Origin of the sequence: Bauldia sp., assembly GCA_037200845.1 — a bacterium.
Taxonomy (GTDB): Bacteria; Pseudomonadota; Alphaproteobacteria; order Rhizobiales; family Kaistiaceae; genus DASZQY01.
This window is the reverse complement of the sequence record JBBCGQ010000001.1, coordinates 2,614,354-2,632,837: the sequence shown is the minus strand read 5'-3', so window position 1 is coordinate 2,632,837 and position 18,484 is coordinate 2,614,354. Positions and strand designations below refer to the sequence as shown.

The following is an 18,484-nucleotide window of genomic DNA, read 5'->3' as shown; positions in this document are numbered from 1 at the left end:
CCCGCCCCGGGGCGCCAACGTCGAACTCGCGTTCCGGCGCGTCCGGTGCCACTATCCGTCGTGGGCGGCCAATGATCGGCCGCGCCATGATGGAGGCATCATGATCCGCGTAGGCATCGGGGGCTGGACCTACGAGCCGTGGCGCGGCACGTTCTATCCGGACGGCCTGAAGCATGCCAACGAGCTGAAATACGCCGCGTCGAAGCTCACCGCGATCGAGATCAATGGCACCTTCTACCGCACGCAGTCGGCGGCGAGCTTTGCCAAGTGGCGCGAGGAGACGCCGGACGATTTCGTCTTCTCCGTCAAAGGCCACCGAGCTGTGGTCAACAAGAAGGTGCTGGGCGAGGCCGGCGAGCCGCTCGCCTGGTTCCTGAAGTCGGGCGTCACCGAACTCGGACCAAAGCTCGGGCCGCTGCTCTGGCAGATGGCGCCGTTCAAGAAATTCGACGCCGACGATTTCGGTGCGTTCCTGGCGCTGCTGCCGGAGAAGGCCGACGGCCTGACGCTCCGCCATGTCGTCGAGGTGCGGCACGCGTCGTTCCTGGTGCCGGAGTTCGTCGCGCTCGCCGCCAGGCACAACGTCGCGGTGGTCTACGCCGACTCCGACGACTACCCGGCAATCGCCGACGTCACCGCCGACTTCGTCTACGCGCGGCTGCAGCGGAGCCAGGAGAAGGAGGCGGCGGGCTATCCCGCCACGGACCTCGACCAATGGGCGAAGCGGGCGAAGACCTGGGCGGCCGGCGGCTTGCCGGACGACCTGCCGACCTTCGGCACGGCCAAGCCGAAAAAGGCGAAGCGCGACGTCTTTGTGTTCATGATCGCCGGCGACAAGGTCCGCGCCCCGGCCGCGGCACAAGCCCTGATTGGTCGGCTCTAGCCCGCCAGATTCATCCTAAACGGGCAGAAATCCAGATTCCGCAGTAACCACAGTGGTTTACCACCGGTGGAGAAACGCGGTTACCCAACCGTATTCATGCCGTATTTCGTCTGCCTCATCGCCTCAGATGCGGCGCGGAAGTGCGGAGCCGTATCGGAGGCTGGAGGCAAAGAAACGATGCGGCAAAACAACAGGCAGGTGTCAGCGAGTGACTTTTCAGACAGCGCGGTTTGTAGCGTTCGGTCTCGCTTTCGGTGCGTTCTGCGCGGCGGCGAGTTTTCATCCTTCTGATGCAGCGGCCGCGCAGTGCGGCAAGGCTTCCTGGTACAAGATGGGCTCGCGGACAGCGAGCGGTGAACCGATGAATGCCAACGCTTTGGCCGCGGCTCACCGCACTCTGCCCTTCGGGACCGAGGTTCGGGTCGAGAACCTCGCCAACCACCGCGTCGTGGTGGTGCGCATCAACGATCGCGGTCCCTACGTCGGCGGCCGCGTCATCGACGTGACCCGAGGTGCTGCCGAGCAACTCGGCATGATCTCGACGGGCACGGCGCGGGTGAAGGTGAGCGTCATCGACAGCGATGGCGACGGCAAGCCGGTGCTGAACGGCTGCAGCAGCTAGAACTACGAGTCTTCCGGCCGGTCGAACGCGGTTGATTTTATCAGCGCGACGACCGGCCGGCCTACCTTCAGGTCGAGCGCCGACAAGGCTCCGTGCGTGATCAGCGCCACCAGCGCTTCGCCCCCGACATCCAGTTTCACATCGACGGCATGATCGCGGCCCGACGCGATCTCGGTCACCGTCGCCGCGAGGCGATTGCGGATGGAGATTTGCCCGGGCTCGCCGACGGCAATCGCCACGTCGCGGGCGCGGACGCGGAGCCGCACCGTTGCGTCCGGCGGCGCATCGAGCAGGGGATGGAAAATCGGCCCGGCGGGATGATCGAGGCGCGTCGTGCCGGTTGCTGTGTCGTGCGAGACGACGCGGGCGGTGAGGATGCCGCCGGTCATGTCGCGGTCGACCGCGTCGCCGAGGTCGAGCCGGGCGAAGATGTCGCCAGTCGGGCCGGACGCCGCGACCTTGCCATCGGCGAGCACAACGACGGTGTCGGCCAGCCGCGCGACTTCCTCGACGGCATGGCTGACGTAGACGATGGGCAGGTTCATCTCGTCGCGCAGCCGCTCGATGTAGGGCAGGATCTCGGCCTTCCGCTCGCGGTCGAGGGACGCCAGCGGCTCGTCCATCAGCAGCAGGTGCGGGTTGGCGAGCAGCGCGCGGCCGATGGCGACGCGCTGCTTCTCGCCGCCGGAAAGATCGGCCGGGCGCCGGTCGAGCAGGGCGCCGATGCCGAGCAGCGCCGCGATCTCGTCCAGCGGCGGGCCGCTGCGCTCGCGCGCGAAGCGGCGGCCGTAGCCGAGGTTGCCGCGCACCGAGAGATGCGGGAACAGCCGCCCCTCCTGGAAGACGTAGCCGATGCCGCGCTTGTGTGTCGGGACGGCGATGCCGCGGGCCGTATCGACCAGCACTGTGTCGTTCACCGCGATGCGGCCGCGGTCGGGCTGCATCAGCCCGGCGATGAGGTTGACCAGCGTCGTCTTGCCGGCGCCGGAGCGGCCGAAGAGCGCAGTGATGCGGCCGTCGCTTTCGAATTTCACCGACAGCGAAAATTCGCCGGCGCGCTTGTCGACGTCGACGGCGATCGTCATTGGCCGAGCACCCGGCGCGTCGCCCGCCGCGCCAGCGCGTCGGAGATGAGCAGCGCGGCGAAGGCGATGATCACCGCGATCGCGGTCAGGCGCAGCGCGGCGAGGTCGCCGCCGGGCACCTGCGTGTAGGTGTAGATCGCCGACGGCATGGTCTGGGTCACGCCCGGGATGTTGCCGACGAAGGTGATGGTGGCGCCGAATTCGCCGAGCGCGCGCGCGAACGACAGCACCAGCCCGGCGAGGACGCCGGGGAGGGCGAGGGGCAGCGTCACGGTCGTGAGCACCCAGATGCGGCTGGCGCCCAGCGTCGATGCCGCGGCTTCCAGCCGCCGGTCCACCGTGTCGAGCGACAGGCGGATGGCGCGCACCATCAGCGGGAAGCCCATGACCGCGCCGACGAGCGCTGCGCCCTCCCACTTGAAGGCGATGACGACGCCGAACGTGTGCTCGAGAAAGCCGCCGATCGGCCCGCGGCGTCCGAACAGGAGCAGCAGCAGGTAGCCGGTGACGACCGGCGGCATCACCAGCGGCAGGTGCACGAACGCATCGAACAGGGCGCGGCCGGGGAAGCGTCCGCGCGCCAGCAGGTAGGCGACGCCGATGCCGAAGGGGAGGGAGACAATGGCCGCGACGGTGGCGACGCGCAGCGAAAGCGCGATCGCCGTCCATTCCGCCGCGGTCAGTGGCTCGAACACGATCACTCCGCTTGTCGTCCCCGCGAAGGCGGGGACCCAGTATGCGCCGTCGGTGCAGTTACGCCATGACTGCGGATACTGGATTCCCGCCTACGCGGGAATGACAAAAGTGGAGTCAGAGTTGCTACTTGAGGATCGTGAATCCCTGCTTGGTGAACGCCGGCGCCGCCTTGTCGGACTCCAGGTACGCGAGGAAGTCCTTGGCGTCCGGGTTGGTCGAGGAGGCGAGCAGCGCGACTGGATAGACGATCGGCGGATGCGAGTCGGTCGGGAACGTGCCGATGACCTTGACGCCCGGCTCGGCATTGGCGTCGGTCTGGTAGACGATGCCGGCCGGCGCTTCGCCCTTGGCGACGAAGGCGAGGGCGGCGCGGACGTTGTCGGACTGCACGACCTGCGCCGAGACCTTGTCCCAGACGCCGAGCGTGGTCAGCGCCGCCTTGCCGTACTTGCCGGCCGGGACGGAGTCGACGTTGGCCATGGCGAGCTTGCCGTCGGCGCCGAGGATCGCACCGAGATCGAAGCCCGGGGCGATGGTGGCGGTCGCGGTCGAATCCTTCGGCGCGACGAGCACGATCTCGTTGCCGAGGATCGACTTCTCGGTGTCGGCGACGGTCAGGTTCTTGTCGTGCAGGTCCTTCATCCAGTCGAGGTCGGCGGAGAAGAAGATGTCGGCCGGTGCCGCCTGCTCGATCTGCTTGGCGAGCGCGGAGGAGCCGCCGTAGCTGACGGTGACGGTCTTGCCGGTGTCGGCGGTGTAGGCCTTGACCGCATCGTCGAGCGCATTCTGCAGGCTCGAGGCGGCGAAGACGATGACGTCGGCGGCAAAGGCGGGCGCGGCCGGGGCGGCAAGCGCGAGGCCCAGCGCGAGGGCGGGGGCGAGCAGAAGCGAACGGCGGTTCAGCATGGGTCACCTCGATATGTACGGATGGAAATATCGGGGCTGTTTCACCACGGATCGGTGCGTGAATCAACGCCGGTCGGCCGCCCCGGTTATCGTCCCCGCGAAGGCGGGGCCCAGTATTCAATGACAGCGCGGCGTGTACTGGGTCCCCGCCTGCGCGGGGACGACAGCGGCGCTAAACCTGCGGATTGCCCATGAAATCGCGCTTGCCGATCTCGACGCCGTTGTGGCGCAGGATTCCGTAGGCCGTCGTCAGGTGGAAGTAGAAGTTGGGCAGCGCCGAGTTGAGGAAATAGTCGAGGCCGGTCATCTGCCGCTCGCGGCCGTTCTGCGTGAGCGTGAGGATGCGTTCGGCGGCGCCGTCGAAATCGGCGGGCGTCTTGGCGTTGACGAATTCCAGCGTTTGCGCGATGCGCGCCTTGAGGCCATCGAACGTCTTCGCCGTCTCGTCGAAAATCGGCATCTCGACGCCGGTCAGCCGCGCCGTGGAATTCTTGGCGTGGTCGCAGGCCGACTGCACCTGCAGCCAATAGGGAAACATGTCCGGATAGAGCCGGTCGGTCATGAAGGCCGTCGGATCGATCTTTTTCGCCTCGGCGTGGGCGGCGGCCTTGTCGATGATGGCGGCGTGCGCCTTGAGGCGGCGGTCGAAGACCGGGACGGAGATCGGGTACATGGCGACGGACATGGGAGGCTCCTGGCGGGACGCGCGAGGGTATGTGGCCGGGGGTTGGAGGATTGGCAAGCAGGAAGAATCCTTGCGCCGATCTCTCCCTCCGCTCATCCCCACGAAAGCGGGGGGCCAGGTGGAAGGGCCTATGCCAGCCTAGCTTGTTTCAGACTCACTCCCTGGATCCCCGCCTGCGCGGAGAAGGCGGAGAGGGGGCACCGGTTTTCTTCAGCAGCCGCTTGAGATCGGCGACGCCCGATGCCACCACGCGGGTCGCGTCCGCCTCCATCTCGCGGAAGCGTTTCAGCACGCGCCGGCCAAGCGGCGTCAGCTTGGCGCGGCCGCCGCCGCCGGCGCCGCCCTTTTCGGTCGCGACCAGCGGCGTCTCGAAGGCGCGGTTCATCTCCTGCACCAGCGTCCAGCCGCGCTTGTAGCTCATCTCGAAACGCGCGGCGGCGGCGGTCAGCGATGCGGTCTCGTCGATGGCTTGCAGGAGGTCGGCCTTGCCGGGGCCGATGGCGATGCCGGGGCCGAGCACGACGCGAAAGCGGAGGCCTTCGGTCTGGTTGGCGAACTGCGGCATGCGCTGAGGTCCGGCGTGGAGGTCGGACCCGGCTTAGCGCCGCGCTTGCGGCGCCGTCAAATCGTCAGTGCGCCTGATACGTGATCGCGTCGGCGTTGAAGCGGTCGCCGAGCAGGTTCGGCGCGCCGTGCAGCGCGAACAGCGCCACGACGACGGCGGCGCAAAGCACGGCGCCGACTATGAAACCATCGCCGCGGGCGTGCGGCTCGTCCTGATAGTGCGGAATGTCCGAAAAAGCGTCGCGCATGTCGGTGTCCCTCCGTCCGATGAGGAGAGGATCGCGCCGGAAGGCGGCCGGTATCGGTCGCGAATAAGGCGCGTGCGGACAGTTGTCGGGGCGGAATTAGGGCAGCGGCTCGGGCCGCCACTCCAGCGGCACATGGCGCGGCTCGGCGGCGACCCTCGCAATCCAGCGGCTGATGCCCGGATATTGGGCAAGGTCGAAGCCGCCCTCGTGGGCGACGTGGGTGTAGGCATAGAGCGCGATGTCGGCGATCGTGTAGCCGTAACCGACCAGCCAGTCGTTGCCGGCGAGGCGCTGCTCCATGACCGACAATGCATGGCCGCCCTTCGCCTGCCAGCCGGCGATCAGCTCCGGCGTCACCTTCGCCTTACGCTCGGGATACGTATGCAGGTACGAGCGTGCCACCGCGATCTGGGGCTCATGGTCGTACTGCTCGAAGAACAGCCACTGGTGCACCAGCGCGCGCTCGTAGCGGTCCGCCGGCACATACTTCGTGCCGTCGCCGAGATAGAGCAGCATCGCGCCCGACTCGGAAAGCTTGTGCCCGTCCGGCAGCACGAGCAGGGGCACGCGCCCGTTCGGGTTCAGCGCCAGGAACTCGGCGTTGCGGGTCTGGCCTTTGCGCGGGTCCGTCTCGATCAGCCGGAACGGAATGCCGAGGAGATGCATCAGCAGGCGCGGCTTATACGCGTTGCCGGATTCCTGCATCGAATAGAGGGTGTACGCGCCCGTCATAGCTGAGGCATATCGGGCGTCGCCATCGCCGTCCAATTCGAAACGTTGCGGGAAACGATCAGCCGGCCCGATGGATCGGCCGCGGCGCTGCCCCGAGATGCCGGCCCCTGTTCCTCGCCAATCGCTGACGGGGTGAGTTGATGGAGCGTCGCCCGGCTCTGCCGGCGTAGGCTGTTTCCGCAATGGAGAAAAGCGCGCCGCGCGCGGCGGTTTCCCTACGATTGTCGTTTCCGGGCAACAGCCTTCGGTAGCTGAGCTTGCTAAGCGTCATTCGCGGCTGCGTGGTGTGAGTTCTCCGATGCGTCCCCGAGTTTGGTTACCGGCCGGCATGCTCGCCGCCGCCGCACTGTTTTCTGCGTCGTATGCTGCCGATCCCCTCCCCAAAGACACGCTTGCAGGCTGCGCGGTTTCGGCGCCGAACGGCAAGCTCGGCGGCGCGGCAGGCACGGCGAACAACGTCAACGGCGACACGGGCAGGACCGACTTCGCACAGTTGACCGGGTCGTACTCGGTGCCGCTCGGCTGCGCTTTCGGCCTGCAGGCCGACGGCTCGCTTACCAGCTCCGGCGGGGGGACGTGGGGCGGCGTCGCGGCTCACCTGTTCTACCGCGATCCGGCGAAGTACCTGCTGGGCGCAAGCGCCTCCTACGAAGCCGGACACGGCACCGGCCAGATTTTCCGGATCGGCCCCGAGGTCGAGCTCTACATCAACAACGTCAACATCGAGGCGTGGGCGGGCTGGGCTTCGATGGCCGGCGGGCCGAGCGACTGGTTCGCTGCGGTCGATGCTGCGCTGTATCCGACGGAGAATCTCCGCCTCTCCGCCGGCTGGCGGCATTCGTTCCGCACCGACGTCGCCGTCGGCCGCGCCGAGCTGCAGGTCGATGACGATAAGCCAGTGTCGGTTTTTGCCGAAGGCCGCGTCGGGGCAGGCGGCTATTCGGTCGTCAAGGGTGGCGTCAACGTCTACTTCGGCGATACCGGCAAGACGCTGCTGCAACGCCGGCGCACCGGCTATCCGCAGAACTGGCTGTTCGATCTCCTGGCGGCGAAGGCAAACGGCAGCGGTTCGAGCAGCACGGGCGGTGGGACCTGTGTTGACGACCGCAATTGCACCACCGGCGAGCATTGCATCAGCGGGACCTGCACCCCTCCCACGCCCGTGACTGAGGGATATTGCGGCGATGGCGTCCCAGACGAAGGCGAGCAATGCGACGAGGGCCCTGACAACGGGCATGGCGCCTGCAGCGAAGCCTGCACGATACGCGTAGTGGAGTAACGCTTTCCCAGGTCGCTACGAAACCGAAAGGGGTGCCTTCGGACCTTGTATCTCGCAATTCCGGGGCTTAGGTTCCGCGCGTTTTTCAGCCGGAACCTGACGTCATGGCCTTCCTCGCCGACTCGCTCGCCCGCATCAAGCCGTCCGCAACCGTTGCGGTCACGGACAAGGCGCGTGCGCTGAAAGCGGCGGGGCACGATGTGATCGGCCTCGGCGCCGGCGAGCCGGATTTCGATACGCCGGAGAACATCAAGGATGCCGCGATCCGCGCCATCCGCGAGGGCAAGACCAAGTACACCAACGTCGACGGCATCAACGAGCTGAAGGCGGCGGTGGTCGCCAAGTTCAAGCGCGAGAACCATCTCGACTATACGATCGACGAGGTCAGCGTCGGCACCGGCGGCAAGCAGGTGCTGTTCAACGCGCTGATGGCGACGCTCAACCCCGGCGACGAGGTCGTGATCCCGGCGCCCTACTGGGTGAGCTACCCGGAGATCGTGGCGCTCGCCGGCGCCAAGCCCGTGTTCATCGAGACGACGATGGCATCCGGTTTCCGGGTGACGCCGGCGGCGCTCGACCGCGCCATCACGCCGAAGACCAAGTGGGTGATCCTCAACTCGCCGTCGAACCCGTCGGGCGCCGCCTACAATGCGGCCGAGCTGAAGGGGCTGACCGACGTGCTGGTCAAGCATCCGCATGTCTGGCTGCTGACCGACGATATGTACGAGCACCTCGTCTACGACGGCTTCAAGTTCGCCACGCCGGTCGAGGTCGAGCCGTCGCTGAAGGCGCGGACGCTGACCATGAACGGCGTGTCGAAGGCGTATGCGATGACCGGCTGGCGCATCGGCTATGGCGCCGGCCCCTCGCTGCTGATCAAGGCGATGTCCAAGCTGCAGTCGCAGTCGACGTCGAACCCGTCGTCGATCGCGCAGTGGGCGGCAGTCGAGGCGCTCAACGGGCCGCAGGATTTCATCCCCAAGAACGCCGAGATCATGAAGGGCCGGCGCGATCTGGTTGTCTCGATGCTGAACCAGGCGCCGGGCATCCATTGCCCGCGGCCGGAGGGCGCGTTCTACGTCTTCCCGTCGTGCGAGGGCACGATCGGCAAGAAGACGAACGCCGGCAAGGTCATCGCCAACGACGAAGACTTCGTCACGGCGCTGCTGGAGGAGGAGGGCGTTGCGGTGGTGCAGGGCTCGGCCTTCGGCCTGGCGCCGTTCTTCCGCATTTCCTACGCCACGTCGAACGCGGTGCTGGAAGACGCCTGCCACCGCATCCAGCGCTTCTGCGCCAACCTGCGCTAGGCCGTCAGGTCCACGGCGTCGATAGCTGGAGCAGCTCGCGGAATTTTGCCGCCGCCTCGGGGTGGCGGTTGAGGTTGGCGGCGGCGTTCTCCACGACCATGGCGGGGAGGCCGCTGGCGGCGCCCTCGCCGGTCAGTTCGCGCACGCGCAGCGAATAGAGCGCGGCGCCGGCGGCGAGTGCGGTCACCTCGTTCGGATATTTCAGGATGACGCCGATCATGCGGTCGCGGGGATCGCGGATCATCGCCGAGAACGAGACGACGCGGTGGCGCGCGATCGCCGCGATCAGATTGCCGCAGATCGCGACGAAGGCGCGATAGTCGATGAGCGGCAGGTTCTCCGTCGCCAGGCTGTCGATGAAGGTGGTGTAGGCCATCCGCCGCGAGACGGTGTTCTGGTGGACCTTCAGCGTGAAACGGTCGGCGATCGCGGTCGCGGCCGTGTCGACCAGCCGGTCGAAGTTGGCCTCGTCGGCGAGCGAGGCGAGGCTCCACGGCGGCAGTTCGACCGGGCGGACGGCGGGCTCAGCCATGGCCGAACAGCCCCATCACGGCTTCTTTCATCAGGCGGTCGTGGTCCTCGACGGCGTGGCGGCGCTCGGCGCCGAAGACCATGCGGTCGACGGCGGACAGGCGCAGCCGCGCCACGTCCACCTTCGACGCGTCAACCCGCAGGCGCTCGCCGCGCCCCTCGGGCAGGTCTTCCCTCTGTTCTTCCGGAGGCATTGGCCGACGGCTCCTGGAGCGCATTATGGGGCGATTCCCGCCCGCGCTCTAGAGCCAGCCGCGCCGCTTGAAATAAAGGAACGGCAGGATGCCGGAGGCGATCATCGCCAGGATCGCCAGCGGATAGCCATAGCTCCACGATAGTTCCGGCATGGCGTGGAAGTTCATGCCCCAGACGGTGCCGAGCAAGGTCGGGGGGAAGAACACGGTGGTCGCCACCGTCAGGATGCGGATCACCTCGTTCTGCTGCACGTTGATGCGGCCGAGCGTGGCGTCGAGCAGGAACGTGATCTTGCCCGACAAGAAGGTGACGTGGTCCTCGAGCGATTTGATGTCGCGGCCAGCTAGCTTGAGGCGCGAGCGGCTCGAGCCTTTAGCGTTGATCAGCGGCAGGGCGAGGCCGGCGTACTGCACCAGCCGCTCGAGCGAGGAGAGAGACTCGCGCGCCTTGGCGGCAAGGTCGCCCTGCAGGCCGATGTCGCTGATCAGGCCTTCCAGCCGGCGGCCGCTCTGCACGGTCTGGCGGCTGATGTCCTGCTTGGAGAAGACTTCCGTGTTGATCTTGTCGACGTCCTTGGAGATGCGTTCCAGGACGTCGGCGGTGCGGTCGACGACCGCCTCGATCAGGCCGAGGAAGATCGCCGGCGTCGTCGTGCAGGCGCTGCCGGGCTTGGCGGCGCGGTTGATGAACTGGCGGACGGCGCGCAGGTCGTCGTAGCGCACCGTGGCGATGCGGTCGCCGGCGACCACGACGGTAAACGGCGCCAGCATCGGCTTGCCGGTATCGATGCCGGTCAAGAGCGTCGCCGTCATGAACACGGCGCCGTCCTCGGCATAGAAGCGGCTCGAAAATTCGATCTCTTCGGTTTCTTCGCGGCTCGGGATCTGGGCGGCCAGGAAGCGCTCGGCGGTGCGGTCCTCGTCGAGCGTCGGCTGGTGCAGGTCGACCCACGCGACGTCCGGCGGCAACGCCGCCGGGTCGGTCGCGACGACCTCCTCCAGACCCTTCTCGCTCAGACGGTACGCAGTCAGCATTCGCTCAGCCCTTTCCGGACGGACATGCACCCTTGCCGGTCGCCGATCAAGCGCGGCGCGCGGGGCAGTGGGGCACACGATGCCGCACCAACAGTGTCTTTTCCCTCACCACACCCCTCCCCAAAACGCCTTCGGCGTTTTGACGCTCCCACAAGGGGAGGGTTCAAGTGGAGATCGGGTCTAGCAGCGCGACGAGTTCTCCCCTTGTGGGAGGGCCGAAGCCGCGTCGCGGTTTCGGAGAGGGTGTCTCTCCCACGCTCGGCGCGGCACAAGATTAACCCTTGTCACCACCGCCGTTCAGGAACACGATCCGCCATCCCCGCGCAGAAGGCGGCGGCCTTCGCGTGGCAACAAGTAGCCATGGGAGGCACGGCCATGGGTAACGGCAGCAGAGCAGGCGGCCCCCGGTGCATCGCACTGGTGGGGCCATTCGCAAGCGGCAAGACCACGCTTCTCGAGGCAATACTGGCGCGCACCGGTGCGGTGACGCGGCAGGGCACGGTCGGCGAAAAGAACACCGTCGGCGACGCCAGCCCGGAAGCGCGGGCGCACCAGATGAGCGTCGAGGTCAACGTCACCGAGACCGAATTCATGGGCGACAGGCTGACGATCATCGACTGCCCGGGCTCGATCGAGTTCGCCTTCGAGGCGGAGCCGGTGGTCGCCGGGGTCGATCTGGCGGTGGTGGTGGCGGAAGCCGACGAGAAGAAAGTGCCGGCACTGCAGGTAATATTGAAGGCGCTGGAGGACAAGGGCATCCCGCATGTCCTGTTCCTCAACAAGGTCGATAGGATCGAGGGCGGCGTCCGCGAGACGCTGGCGACCCTGCAACGCGCGAGCGCGATCCCGCTGGTGCTCCGACACATGCCGATCCGGCAGGGCAACACCGTCACCGGCTTCATCGACCTCGCGCTGGAACGCGCCTTCGTCTACCGCGAACATGCGCCGAGCGAAGTCATCGACATCTCGACCGAGGCTAAGGCGGCGGAGACCGAGGAGCGGTTCCACATGCTGGAGACGCTCGCCGACTACGACGATCAGTTAATGGAGCAACTGCTCTCCGAGATCGAGCCGCCACGCGACCGCGTATTCGCCGACCTCGCCATGGAGATGCGCGAAGGCGTCATCTGCCCGGTACTGATCGGCTCAGCCGAGCACGGCCACGGCGTCGGCCGGCTGCTCAAGGCCATCCGCCACGAGTCTCCCGGCATCGCCGACACTCGCGCCCGCCTCAAGGTGAAGGAGAATGGCGAGGCGGTGGTGCAGGTGCTGAAGACGCTGCACACCAGCCACGGCGGCAAGCTGTCCATCGCCCGCGTCCTGTCCGGTTCGGTCGGCGACGGCGCCGAGCTCACCGGCACCGGCGGGCCGGTCGGCCGTGTCTCCGGCGTCTTCCGCATTTTCGGCCAGCAGGCGCAGAAGCGCGACGCGGCGAAGGCCGGCGAAACGGTCGGCCTCGGCAAGCTCGACACCGCGCGCACCGGCATGACGCTCGTCGCCGGCAAGGCACCGGTCGCCGACATCGTGACGCTCGCCCCGCCCGATCCGGTGCTGGGCACCGCCGTCGCCTCGGCCGAGCGTAAGGACGACGTGAAGCTGTCGGCCGCGCTCGCCAAGGCGGTGGAGGAAGATCCATCGCTCCGCGTCAGCCACAGCCAGGACACCGGCGAGACGCTGATCGAGGGGCAGGGCGAGATGCACCTCCGCGTGGCGCTGGAGCGGCTCACCGGCAAGTACGGGATCGGGGTGAAAACCCACGAGCCGACAGTGCCTTACAAGGAATCCATCCGCGGCGCCGTGAGCATCCGCGGCCGCCACAAGAAGCAGTCCGGCGGCCACGGCCAGTTCGGCGACGTGGTGCTCGACATCAGCCCGCTGCCGCGCGGCTCCGGCTTCCAGTTCGCCGAGACGGTCACCGGCGGCGCGGTGCCGAAGAATTATTTCTCCTCGATCGAGGAGGGCGTGCGCGAATATCTCGCGCAGGGGCCGCTCGGCTTCCAGGTTGTCGACCTGTCGGTGACGCTCACCGACGGCTCCTACCACTCGGTCGATTCCTCCGACATGGCCTTCCGCACGGCGGCGCAGATCGGCATGCGCGAGGGCATGCCGCAGTGCAAGCCGGTGCTGCTCGAGCCGGTGCTGAAGGTCGAGGTCGCGGTTCCCTCCGACGCGACGCCGCGCGTCAACGGCATCGTCTCGCAGCGCCGCGGCCAGTTGCTCGGCTTCGACGCGCGGCCGGGCTGGCCGGGCTGGGACGTGGTCGAGGCGCTGATCCCGCAGTCGGAGATCCGCGACCTCATCGTGGAGCTCCGCTCGGCAACGGCAGGCGTCGGCACCTTCCGCGCGCGCTTCGATCATCTCGCCGAACTCAGCGGCAAGGTCGCCGACCAGATCGTGGAGCGGGCGAGGGCGGTCGCGGCGTAGCGATCCTGTTGCGGCGGGAGGGGTGTGCCTCCTCCTCTCGCGCGGCGATGCTGACGCTCCCGCGCGACCAGGCCGAGTTCCATGTGGACCAACGCCGATCGTGATTTGCTCGCCACCATCGCGACTCTCACTCTCGCAGTTGGCGGCGGCGGTGCGTGCGTGAGTCGAGCGGATGTCGGTAAGGACGCGTGGCGGCTGGGAGTTGCCGGAGGGCCGGGCAACTCCGGAGGCGATCTATCTCAATCGCCGGACGTTGATCGCCGGCGCCGCCGTGCTGGCGGGCGCGAGCGCCATCGGCGGCGTGCTGCTCAATCGCCGCGATCCCGAGATCGAGGCATCGCGCGCCGCGGCCAGCGATCCCTCGCGCGGCCTCTATCCGGCGGCGCGGAGCCCGCGCTACGCCGTCGCGCGCGCGGTCACGCCCGAGGTGCGGGCGACGACCTGGAACAATTTCTATGAATTCGGCGCGGCCAAGAACATCGTCGCGCCGGCGCACAATCTCGTGGTGCGGCCGTGGGAGATGCGCATCGATGGGCTGGTCGCGTCGTCCTTCACGCTCGGCATCGACGATCTCCTGAAGCGCGTCAGCCTCGAGGAGCGCGTCTATCGCCACCGCTGCGCCGAGGGTTGGTCGATGGTCGTGCCGTGGACCGGTTTCCCGCTGAAGGCGCTGGTCGATATGGCGAAGCCGCTCGGTTCGGCGAAATATCTCCGCATGGAGTCGTTTTATGCGCCGGACATCGCCAGCGGCCAGAAGCAGTCCTGGTATCCGTGGCCCTACGTCGAGGCGCTGACGCTCGCCGAGGCCGGCAACGACCTCGCCTTCCTGGTCACCGGCGCGTACGGCAAGCCGGCGGCGAAATCGATGGGCGCGCCGATCCGGCTGGCCGTGCCGTGGAAGTACGGCTTCAAGTCGATCAAGTCGATCGTGCGCTTCTCCTTCGTGGAGTCGCGCCCGGCGACCTTCTGGCCGCAGCTCGACACCCGCTTCGGCTTCTGGGCGAACGTCAGCCCGGCCACGCCGCATCAGGCGAGCGAGCACGACCTCGCCACCGGCGAGGCGATGCCGACGCTGCCATTCAACGGCTACGGCGAATTTGTCGCCGGTCTCTACGCGGGAATGGACGCCGAGCCGCTCTATATTTGAGCCGAGTCGCACCAACCGGGGACCGCCATGGCCGACCTAGCCCTCACGCCGAAGAACACGGCGCTCGTCATCATCGACCTCCAGCACGGCGTCGCCGGCATGAACGTCGCGCCGCACACTGCCGCCGCGGTCATCGCCAATACCGTAAAGATCGCCGCGCCGCTGAAGGCCGGCGGCGGCCTGATCGTGCCGGTGCGCGTCGCCTTCTCGGCCGGCGGCGCCGACCGCCTGGCGCAGCCGACCGACCAGCAGATGCAGGTGCCGCCCGGCGGCATGCCGGCCAACTGGTCCGACCTCGTGCCGGAGATCGCGGCGCTCGCCGCCGATGTCGTCATCACCAAGCGGCAGTGGGGCGCCTTCCACGGCACTGAGCTCGACCTGCAGCTCCGCCGCCGCGGCATCGACACGATCATCCTCACCGGCATCGCCACCAACTTCGGTGTGGAAGGCACCGGCCGCGAGGCGTGGCAGCACGGCTACGCGGTCGTCTTCGCCGAGGACGCGATTTCCGCGGCTTCGGCCGACAACCACAAATTCGCGGTGGAGAAAATCTTCCCGCGCCTCGGCCGTACGCGGCCGACGGCGGAGATCGTTGCGGCGATTGGGGGCTAGGGGCTACGCCGCGTCGGCGGGTTGGTCGACGATGACGAACTGGCGGCCGAGGGCACGCATGCCCTCGTTCAAGCGATCGAGCTTGGTCCCGTGATCCGGATCGAGCATTCGCCGAACCTCGGTTTCGCGTACGCCTAGAGCGGCCGCCAAAGCAACCCGAGTTAAGCCTGACTCGGCAAAGGCGCGCACGAACGCGGCCTTGGCGGCGATGCTTGGCGAGGCAGCCACTGCGACTTCTCCCGCGCGCAGTCGCGAGGGCGAAGGCATGGGTGCGCCCTCCTTGATGCGAAAAAGCAGCGCGGTGTCGAGACAGTCGATAGCCTCATGCAATGCGGCCGTCCGGTCACGTCCTTCGGTGATGGCCTCTGGCAGGTCGCGGAAGGAAACGATCACCGTGCCGCGATGCGACTCGAGCCTTGCAGGAAAAATGTAGCGCATGGCTATACGGCATCCTTTGGAAGGCCGAGCTGTTTGAGAATGAGGCCGACGTAGATTGGCGACAGATCGCCCGACTTGACTACCGTCGAAGCGTCGCCGACGTAGACCTTCACGTGTGAACCCTTGCCGGCGACCGTATCGACCAAGAACGAACGGTGATTCTTCCGGCACCAGCGGCGCAATGCCGAGAAAAGCTGTTCCCTCTTCACGACCTTCTGTGTCGCACATTTTTGTGCGAAACTCAAGTCGAGGCGAGAAAAACCAAATCTCCGTCGCAAGGACCCGGCAAGGTTTTGTCGCATCCGGCCGGCGCCATACGTCCTTCCGGACGCCAGCCGCGCCGCGGACCGCGGTCGGTGTTGCAATTCCCGGCCGCGGGGCGAAACTGATCCTTCCAACCCCGCGGTCATCCGATGTCGCACCACCACCCGCACGAAATCGACTGGAAGACCAACGGCGTCCGCGTCATCCCCGGCGACCGGCTTGACCCGAACACGGCGCAGACGCCCGGGATGCAGCGCGCCGTCGCGATCAACTACGCCCGCGTCGGCGCGCAGAAGATCTGGGCGGGCACGGTGCGCATCGAGGCCAACGCCAAGACCGGCGCGCATCATCATGGCGCGCTAGAGAGCGTGATCTACGTCATGCGCGGCCGGGCGCGCATGCGCTGGGGCGACCATCTCGAATATGTCGTCGAGGCCGGGCCGGGCGACTTCATCTTCATTCCGCCGTTCGTCCCGCATCAGGAGATCAATGCCTCGACCGACGAGCCGCTGGAGTGCGTCGTCGTGCGCTCGGACAACGAGGCGGTGGTCGTCAACCTCGACATCGAGCCGGTCGAGAAGCCGGAAGACGTCCGCTGGGTCGACCCGATTCACAAGTAGCGGGATGCGTTCCGGAAGAAGGCGAAGAAAAAGCCGGGCCCCGTCTTAGGAGACCCGGCAAGGTTTTGCCGCGGCATGGCCAGCGGCATACGCCTTCCAGAGGGGAACAAGCTCAATGGGGACATTCGTTCGGAGGGAGGAAGTAACGAACGAATCGCCGCATCAGCCCGATCATCTTGAGCAATGTTCATTGCCGCGCAAATAGGCACTGCATGAATTGCCAAAGATCGTTGCAGGTTGTGACAAACAAACCACAACCTCAATACGACCAGTTCTGCGCCTTGCTCAGAAGAAAATCGCGGAAGACATGCACACGCGCCGAGTTCTTCAGTTCGGCCGGGTAGACGAAGTATGTCGCGAAGCTCGGCACCTGCTCCTCGGGCAACAGCTTCACCAGGCCGGAGTCCGGTTCGACCATGTAGCTCGGCAGCACGGCGAGGCCGGTGCCGTTCATCACCGCGTTCTTGATGGCGAAGATGTTGTTGATCTTCAGCGCCGAGTCGCGCGGGTTGTCGGAGCCGCGCCCGGCAAGCTCCAGCCAGTTGAGATCGCGCAAGTACGCCGGCACCGGCACGCCGAAGGTGACGATGCGGTGCGAGTCGAGGTCGGCGACCTTCTCCGGCCGGCCGAACCGCTTGAGGTACGACGGCGCCGCCCAGACATGCATGTGCACCGTGAACAGCCGGCGCTGGATGAGATCCGGCTGTGTCGGCTGGCGCAGGCGTATGGCGACGTCGGCCTGGCGCATCGACAGGTCGAGCTCGTCGTCGTCGAGGATGAGATGCAGGCTGATCGTCGGATAGAGGTCGACGAATTCGTGGACGCGCTGCGTCAGCCACGTCGAGCCGAGGCCGACGGTGGTGGTGATGCGCAGCGTGCCGCTCGGCTTCTCCTCCGACTCGGTCAGGCGCGAACGCACCGACTGCAGCTTGACCAGGACGTCGCTTGCGGCGCGGAAAAGTTCCTCGCCCTGCTCGGTGAGGATGAGGCCGCGGGCGTGGCGGTGGAAGAGGGGGACGCCGAGATCCTGCTCGAGCGCGCTCACCTGCCGGCTCACCGCCGACTGGCTCATGTTCAGCGCCTCGCCGGCGTGGGTGAACGATCCCGCCTGCGCCGCCGCCTGAAAGATGCGGAGTTTGTCCCAGTCCATCCGGTTGCCGCCTCCTCGCGGCCAGCCGTCCCCGTTCCCCGTCATCGACTATCCCCGCCTGAAAGCAAGGAGGGTGCCGCTATTCCGCTGCTTCCGCCGTGATCTCGCGCTCGGCCAGCCAGCGCTCCGCCTCCAGCGCCGCCATGCAGCCGAGCCCGGCGGCGGTGACCGCCTGGCGGAAGGTCTCGTCGGTCACGTCGCCCGCGGCAAACACGCCGGGGATCGAGGTCGCGGTCGAGTCGGGCGCGGTCCACAGGTACCCGGACGGGCGAAGCTTCAGTTGCCCTTCGAGGAACGCGGTCGCCGGCGCATGGCCGATGGCGACGAAAACGCCGTCGACCTTGAGGTCGGTGGTCGCGCCGGTGCGGACGTTGCGGATGCGCGCGCCGGTGACGGCGGGCGGCACGGTGCCGTTGCCCAGCACATCCTGCAACTCCGAGTCCCAGACGACGCTGATCTTCGGGTGGGCGAACAGGCGGTGCTGCAGGATCTTCTCGGCGCGCAGGTGATCGCGGCGATGCACGAGCGTCACCTTCGAGGCGAAGTTCGTAAGGAACAGCGCCTCCTCGACGGCGGTGTTGCCGCCGCCGACCACGACGACCTCGCGGTTGCGATAGAAGAAGCCGTCGCAGGTGGCGCAGGCCGAAACGCCGTAGCCGCGGAACTGCTGCTCCGAGGGCAGATTCAGCCACTTGGCCTCGGCGCCGGTCGCGATGATGAGGGTGTCGGCCGTGTACTTGGTGCCGCTGTCGCCGTTCAGCACGAACGGGCGGCGCGACAGGTCGACCGACAGGATGTGGTCGTTGACGAAGCGCGTGCCGACATGCTCGGCCTGGGCCTTCATCTGCTCGACCAACCAGGGGCCCTGGATGATGTCGGCGAAGCCCGGATAATTCTCGACGTCGGTGGTGGTCGTAAGCTGCCCGCCGACGGTGACGCCGGCGATCAGAATAGGCTCCAGCATTGCGCGGGCCGCATAGATCGCCGCCGTATACCCGGCGGGTCCGGAGCCGACGATGATGGCCTTGGCGTGCATGGAGAACGTCCGTCAGATTCGCCCGA

At 67.2% G+C, this 18,484-nt stretch carries 22 protein-coding genes; 8 read left to right on the top strand and 14 right to left on the bottom strand.

The window, feature by feature from the left end; all coding sequences use genetic code 11:
• Positions 1-100: 100 nt before the first annotated feature.
• Both WDM94_13075 and WDM94_13070 read left to right on the top strand, forming a co-directional pair.
• Positions 101-883 carry a DUF72 domain-containing protein gene (locus WDM94_13075; protein MEJ0013526.1) on the top strand — a complete coding sequence of 261 codons (783 nt, stop codon included), beginning with the start codon at positions 101-103 and terminating at the stop codon, positions 881-883.
• Positions 884-1,010: 127 nt separating this feature from the next.
• Positions 1,011-1,505, top strand: coding sequence for a septal ring lytic transglycosylase RlpA family protein (locus tag WDM94_13070; GenBank protein MEJ0013525.1), 495 nt, complete (start codon positions 1,011-1,013; stop codon positions 1,503-1,505).
• 2 nt (positions 1,506-1,507) lie between these two features.
• Here the strand turns inward: WDM94_13070 and modC are convergent, their stop codons facing one another.
• From modC to WDM94_13035, 7 genes are all read right to left on the bottom strand, one after another.
• The gene (gene modC / locus WDM94_13065; GenBank protein MEJ0013524.1) at positions 1,508-2,590 is read right to left on the bottom strand and encodes a molybdenum ABC transporter ATP-binding protein; all 1,083 of its coding nucleotides are present in this window, start codon (positions 2,588-2,590) and stop codon (positions 1,508-1,510) included.
• The gene (modB, locus tag WDM94_13060; GenBank protein MEJ0013523.1) at positions 2,587-3,285 is read right to left on the bottom strand and encodes a molybdate ABC transporter permease subunit; all 699 of its coding nucleotides are present in this window, start codon (positions 3,283-3,285) and stop codon (positions 2,587-2,589) included. Before modB ends, modC begins: the two co-directional genes overlap by 4 nt.
• 124 nt (positions 3,286-3,409) lie before the next feature.
• Positions 3,410-4,192: a molybdate ABC transporter substrate-binding protein gene (gene modA, locus WDM94_13055; protein MEJ0013522.1), complete on the bottom strand. Its 783-nt coding sequence runs from the start codon at positions 4,190-4,192 to the stop codon at positions 3,410-3,412.
• A 172-nt stretch (positions 4,193-4,364) separates the two neighbouring features.
• On the bottom strand, positions 4,365-4,877 hold the full coding sequence (locus tag WDM94_13050) for a DUF1993 family protein (protein ID MEJ0013521.1): 513 nt from the start codon (positions 4,875-4,877) through the stop codon (positions 4,365-4,367).
• 154 nt (positions 4,878-5,031) lie between these two features.
• On the bottom strand, positions 5,032-5,442 hold the full coding sequence (locus tag WDM94_13045) for a molybdenum-binding transcriptional regulator (GenBank protein MEJ0013520.1): 411 nt from the start codon (positions 5,440-5,442) through the stop codon (positions 5,032-5,034).
• 64 nt (positions 5,443-5,506) lie between these two features.
• Positions 5,507-5,689: a hypothetical protein gene (locus WDM94_13040; GenBank protein MEJ0013519.1), complete on the bottom strand. Its 183-nt coding sequence runs from the start codon at positions 5,687-5,689 to the stop codon at positions 5,507-5,509.
• Positions 5,690-5,785: 96 nt separating this feature from the next.
• Positions 5,786-6,421 (bottom strand): glutathione S-transferase family protein, encoded by a 636-nt coding sequence (locus tag WDM94_13035; GenBank protein ID MEJ0013518.1) that lies wholly within the window; start codon positions 6,419-6,421, stop codon positions 5,786-5,788.
• A 328-nt stretch (positions 6,422-6,749) separates the two neighbouring features.
• On the opposite strand from WDM94_13035, the gene WDM94_13030 reads away from it, so the two are divergent.
• Complete coding sequence (locus tag WDM94_13030) at positions 6,750-7,700, top strand: hypothetical protein (protein ID MEJ0013517.1); 951 nt, start codon at positions 6,750-6,752, stop codon at positions 7,698-7,700.
• 104 nt (positions 7,701-7,804) lie between these two features.
• Complete coding sequence (locus WDM94_13025) at positions 7,805-9,007, top strand: pyridoxal phosphate-dependent aminotransferase (GenBank protein ID MEJ0013516.1); 1,203 nt, start codon at positions 7,805-7,807, stop codon at positions 9,005-9,007.
• A 4-nt stretch (positions 9,008-9,011) separates the two neighbouring features.
• On the opposite strand, the gene WDM94_13020 is transcribed toward WDM94_13025, so the two are convergent.
• Genes WDM94_13020 through WDM94_13010 form a run of 3 tightly spaced genes read right to left on the bottom strand, consistent with a single transcriptional unit; the run spans position 9,012 to position 10,767 of the window.
• Positions 9,012-9,539 (bottom strand): hypothetical protein, encoded by a 528-nt coding sequence (locus WDM94_13020; protein ID MEJ0013515.1) that lies wholly within the window; start codon positions 9,537-9,539, stop codon positions 9,012-9,014.
• Positions 9,532-9,732 carry a hypothetical protein gene (locus WDM94_13015; GenBank protein MEJ0013514.1) on the bottom strand — a complete coding sequence of 67 codons (201 nt, stop codon included), beginning with the start codon at positions 9,730-9,732 and terminating at the stop codon, positions 9,532-9,534. Before WDM94_13015 ends, WDM94_13020 begins: the two co-directional genes overlap by 8 nt.
• Before the next feature lie 48 nt (positions 9,733-9,780).
• Positions 9,781-10,767: a magnesium transporter CorA family protein gene (locus WDM94_13010; protein MEJ0013513.1), complete on the bottom strand. Its 987-nt coding sequence runs from the start codon at positions 10,765-10,767 to the stop codon at positions 9,781-9,783.
• A 375-nt stretch (positions 10,768-11,142) separates the two neighbouring features.
• Here WDM94_13010 and WDM94_13005 point away from each other — a divergent pair, with 375 nt between their 5' ends.
• From WDM94_13005 to WDM94_12995, 3 genes are all read left to right on the top strand, one after another.
• Entirely contained in the window at positions 11,143-13,191 is a 2,049-nt protein-coding gene (locus WDM94_13005; GenBank protein MEJ0013512.1) for an elongation factor G, read from the top strand.
• A gap of 172 nt (positions 13,192-13,363) precedes the next feature.
• A complete protein-coding gene (msrP, locus tag WDM94_13000; protein MEJ0013511.1) occupies positions 13,364-14,338 on the top strand; it encodes a protein-methionine-sulfoxide reductase catalytic subunit MsrP in 975 nt (324 codons plus the stop codon).
• Positions 14,339-14,365: 27 nt separating this feature from the next.
• Positions 14,366-14,950: a hydrolase gene (locus tag WDM94_12995; GenBank protein MEJ0013510.1), complete on the top strand. Its 585-nt coding sequence runs from the start codon at positions 14,366-14,368 to the stop codon at positions 14,948-14,950.
• Positions 14,951-14,953: 3 nt separating this feature from the next.
• Here the strand turns inward: WDM94_12995 and WDM94_12990 are convergent, their stop codons facing one another.
• Complete coding sequence (locus WDM94_12990) at positions 14,954-15,388, bottom strand: type II toxin-antitoxin system HicB family antitoxin (GenBank protein MEJ0013509.1); 435 nt, start codon at positions 15,386-15,388, stop codon at positions 14,954-14,956.
• 2 nt (positions 15,389-15,390) lie between these two features.
• Positions 15,391-15,534, bottom strand: coding sequence for a hypothetical protein (locus WDM94_12985; GenBank protein MEJ0013508.1), 144 nt, complete (start codon positions 15,532-15,534; stop codon positions 15,391-15,393).
• Positions 15,535-15,801: 267 nt separating this feature from the next.
• Between WDM94_12985 and WDM94_12980 the strand changes: the two genes are divergently transcribed.
• Positions 15,802-16,272 carry a cupin domain-containing protein gene (locus WDM94_12980; GenBank protein MEJ0013507.1) on the top strand — a complete coding sequence of 157 codons (471 nt, stop codon included), beginning with the start codon at positions 15,802-15,804 and terminating at the stop codon, positions 16,270-16,272.
• 259 nt (positions 16,273-16,531) lie between these two features.
• On the opposite strand, the gene WDM94_12975 is transcribed toward WDM94_12980, so the two are convergent.
• Together WDM94_12975 and trxB are read right to left on the bottom strand one after the other, a co-directional pair.
• Positions 16,532-17,422, bottom strand: a complete 891-nt coding sequence (locus tag WDM94_12975) for a LysR family transcriptional regulator (GenBank protein ID MEJ0013506.1) — start codon at positions 17,420-17,422, stop codon at positions 16,532-16,534.
• Positions 17,423-17,501: 79 nt separating this feature from the next.
• The gene (trxB, locus tag WDM94_12970; GenBank protein ID MEJ0013505.1) at positions 17,502-18,458 is read right to left on the bottom strand and encodes a thioredoxin-disulfide reductase; all 957 of its coding nucleotides are present in this window, start codon (positions 18,456-18,458) and stop codon (positions 17,502-17,504) included.
• Positions 18,459-18,484 lie beyond the last annotated feature (26 nt).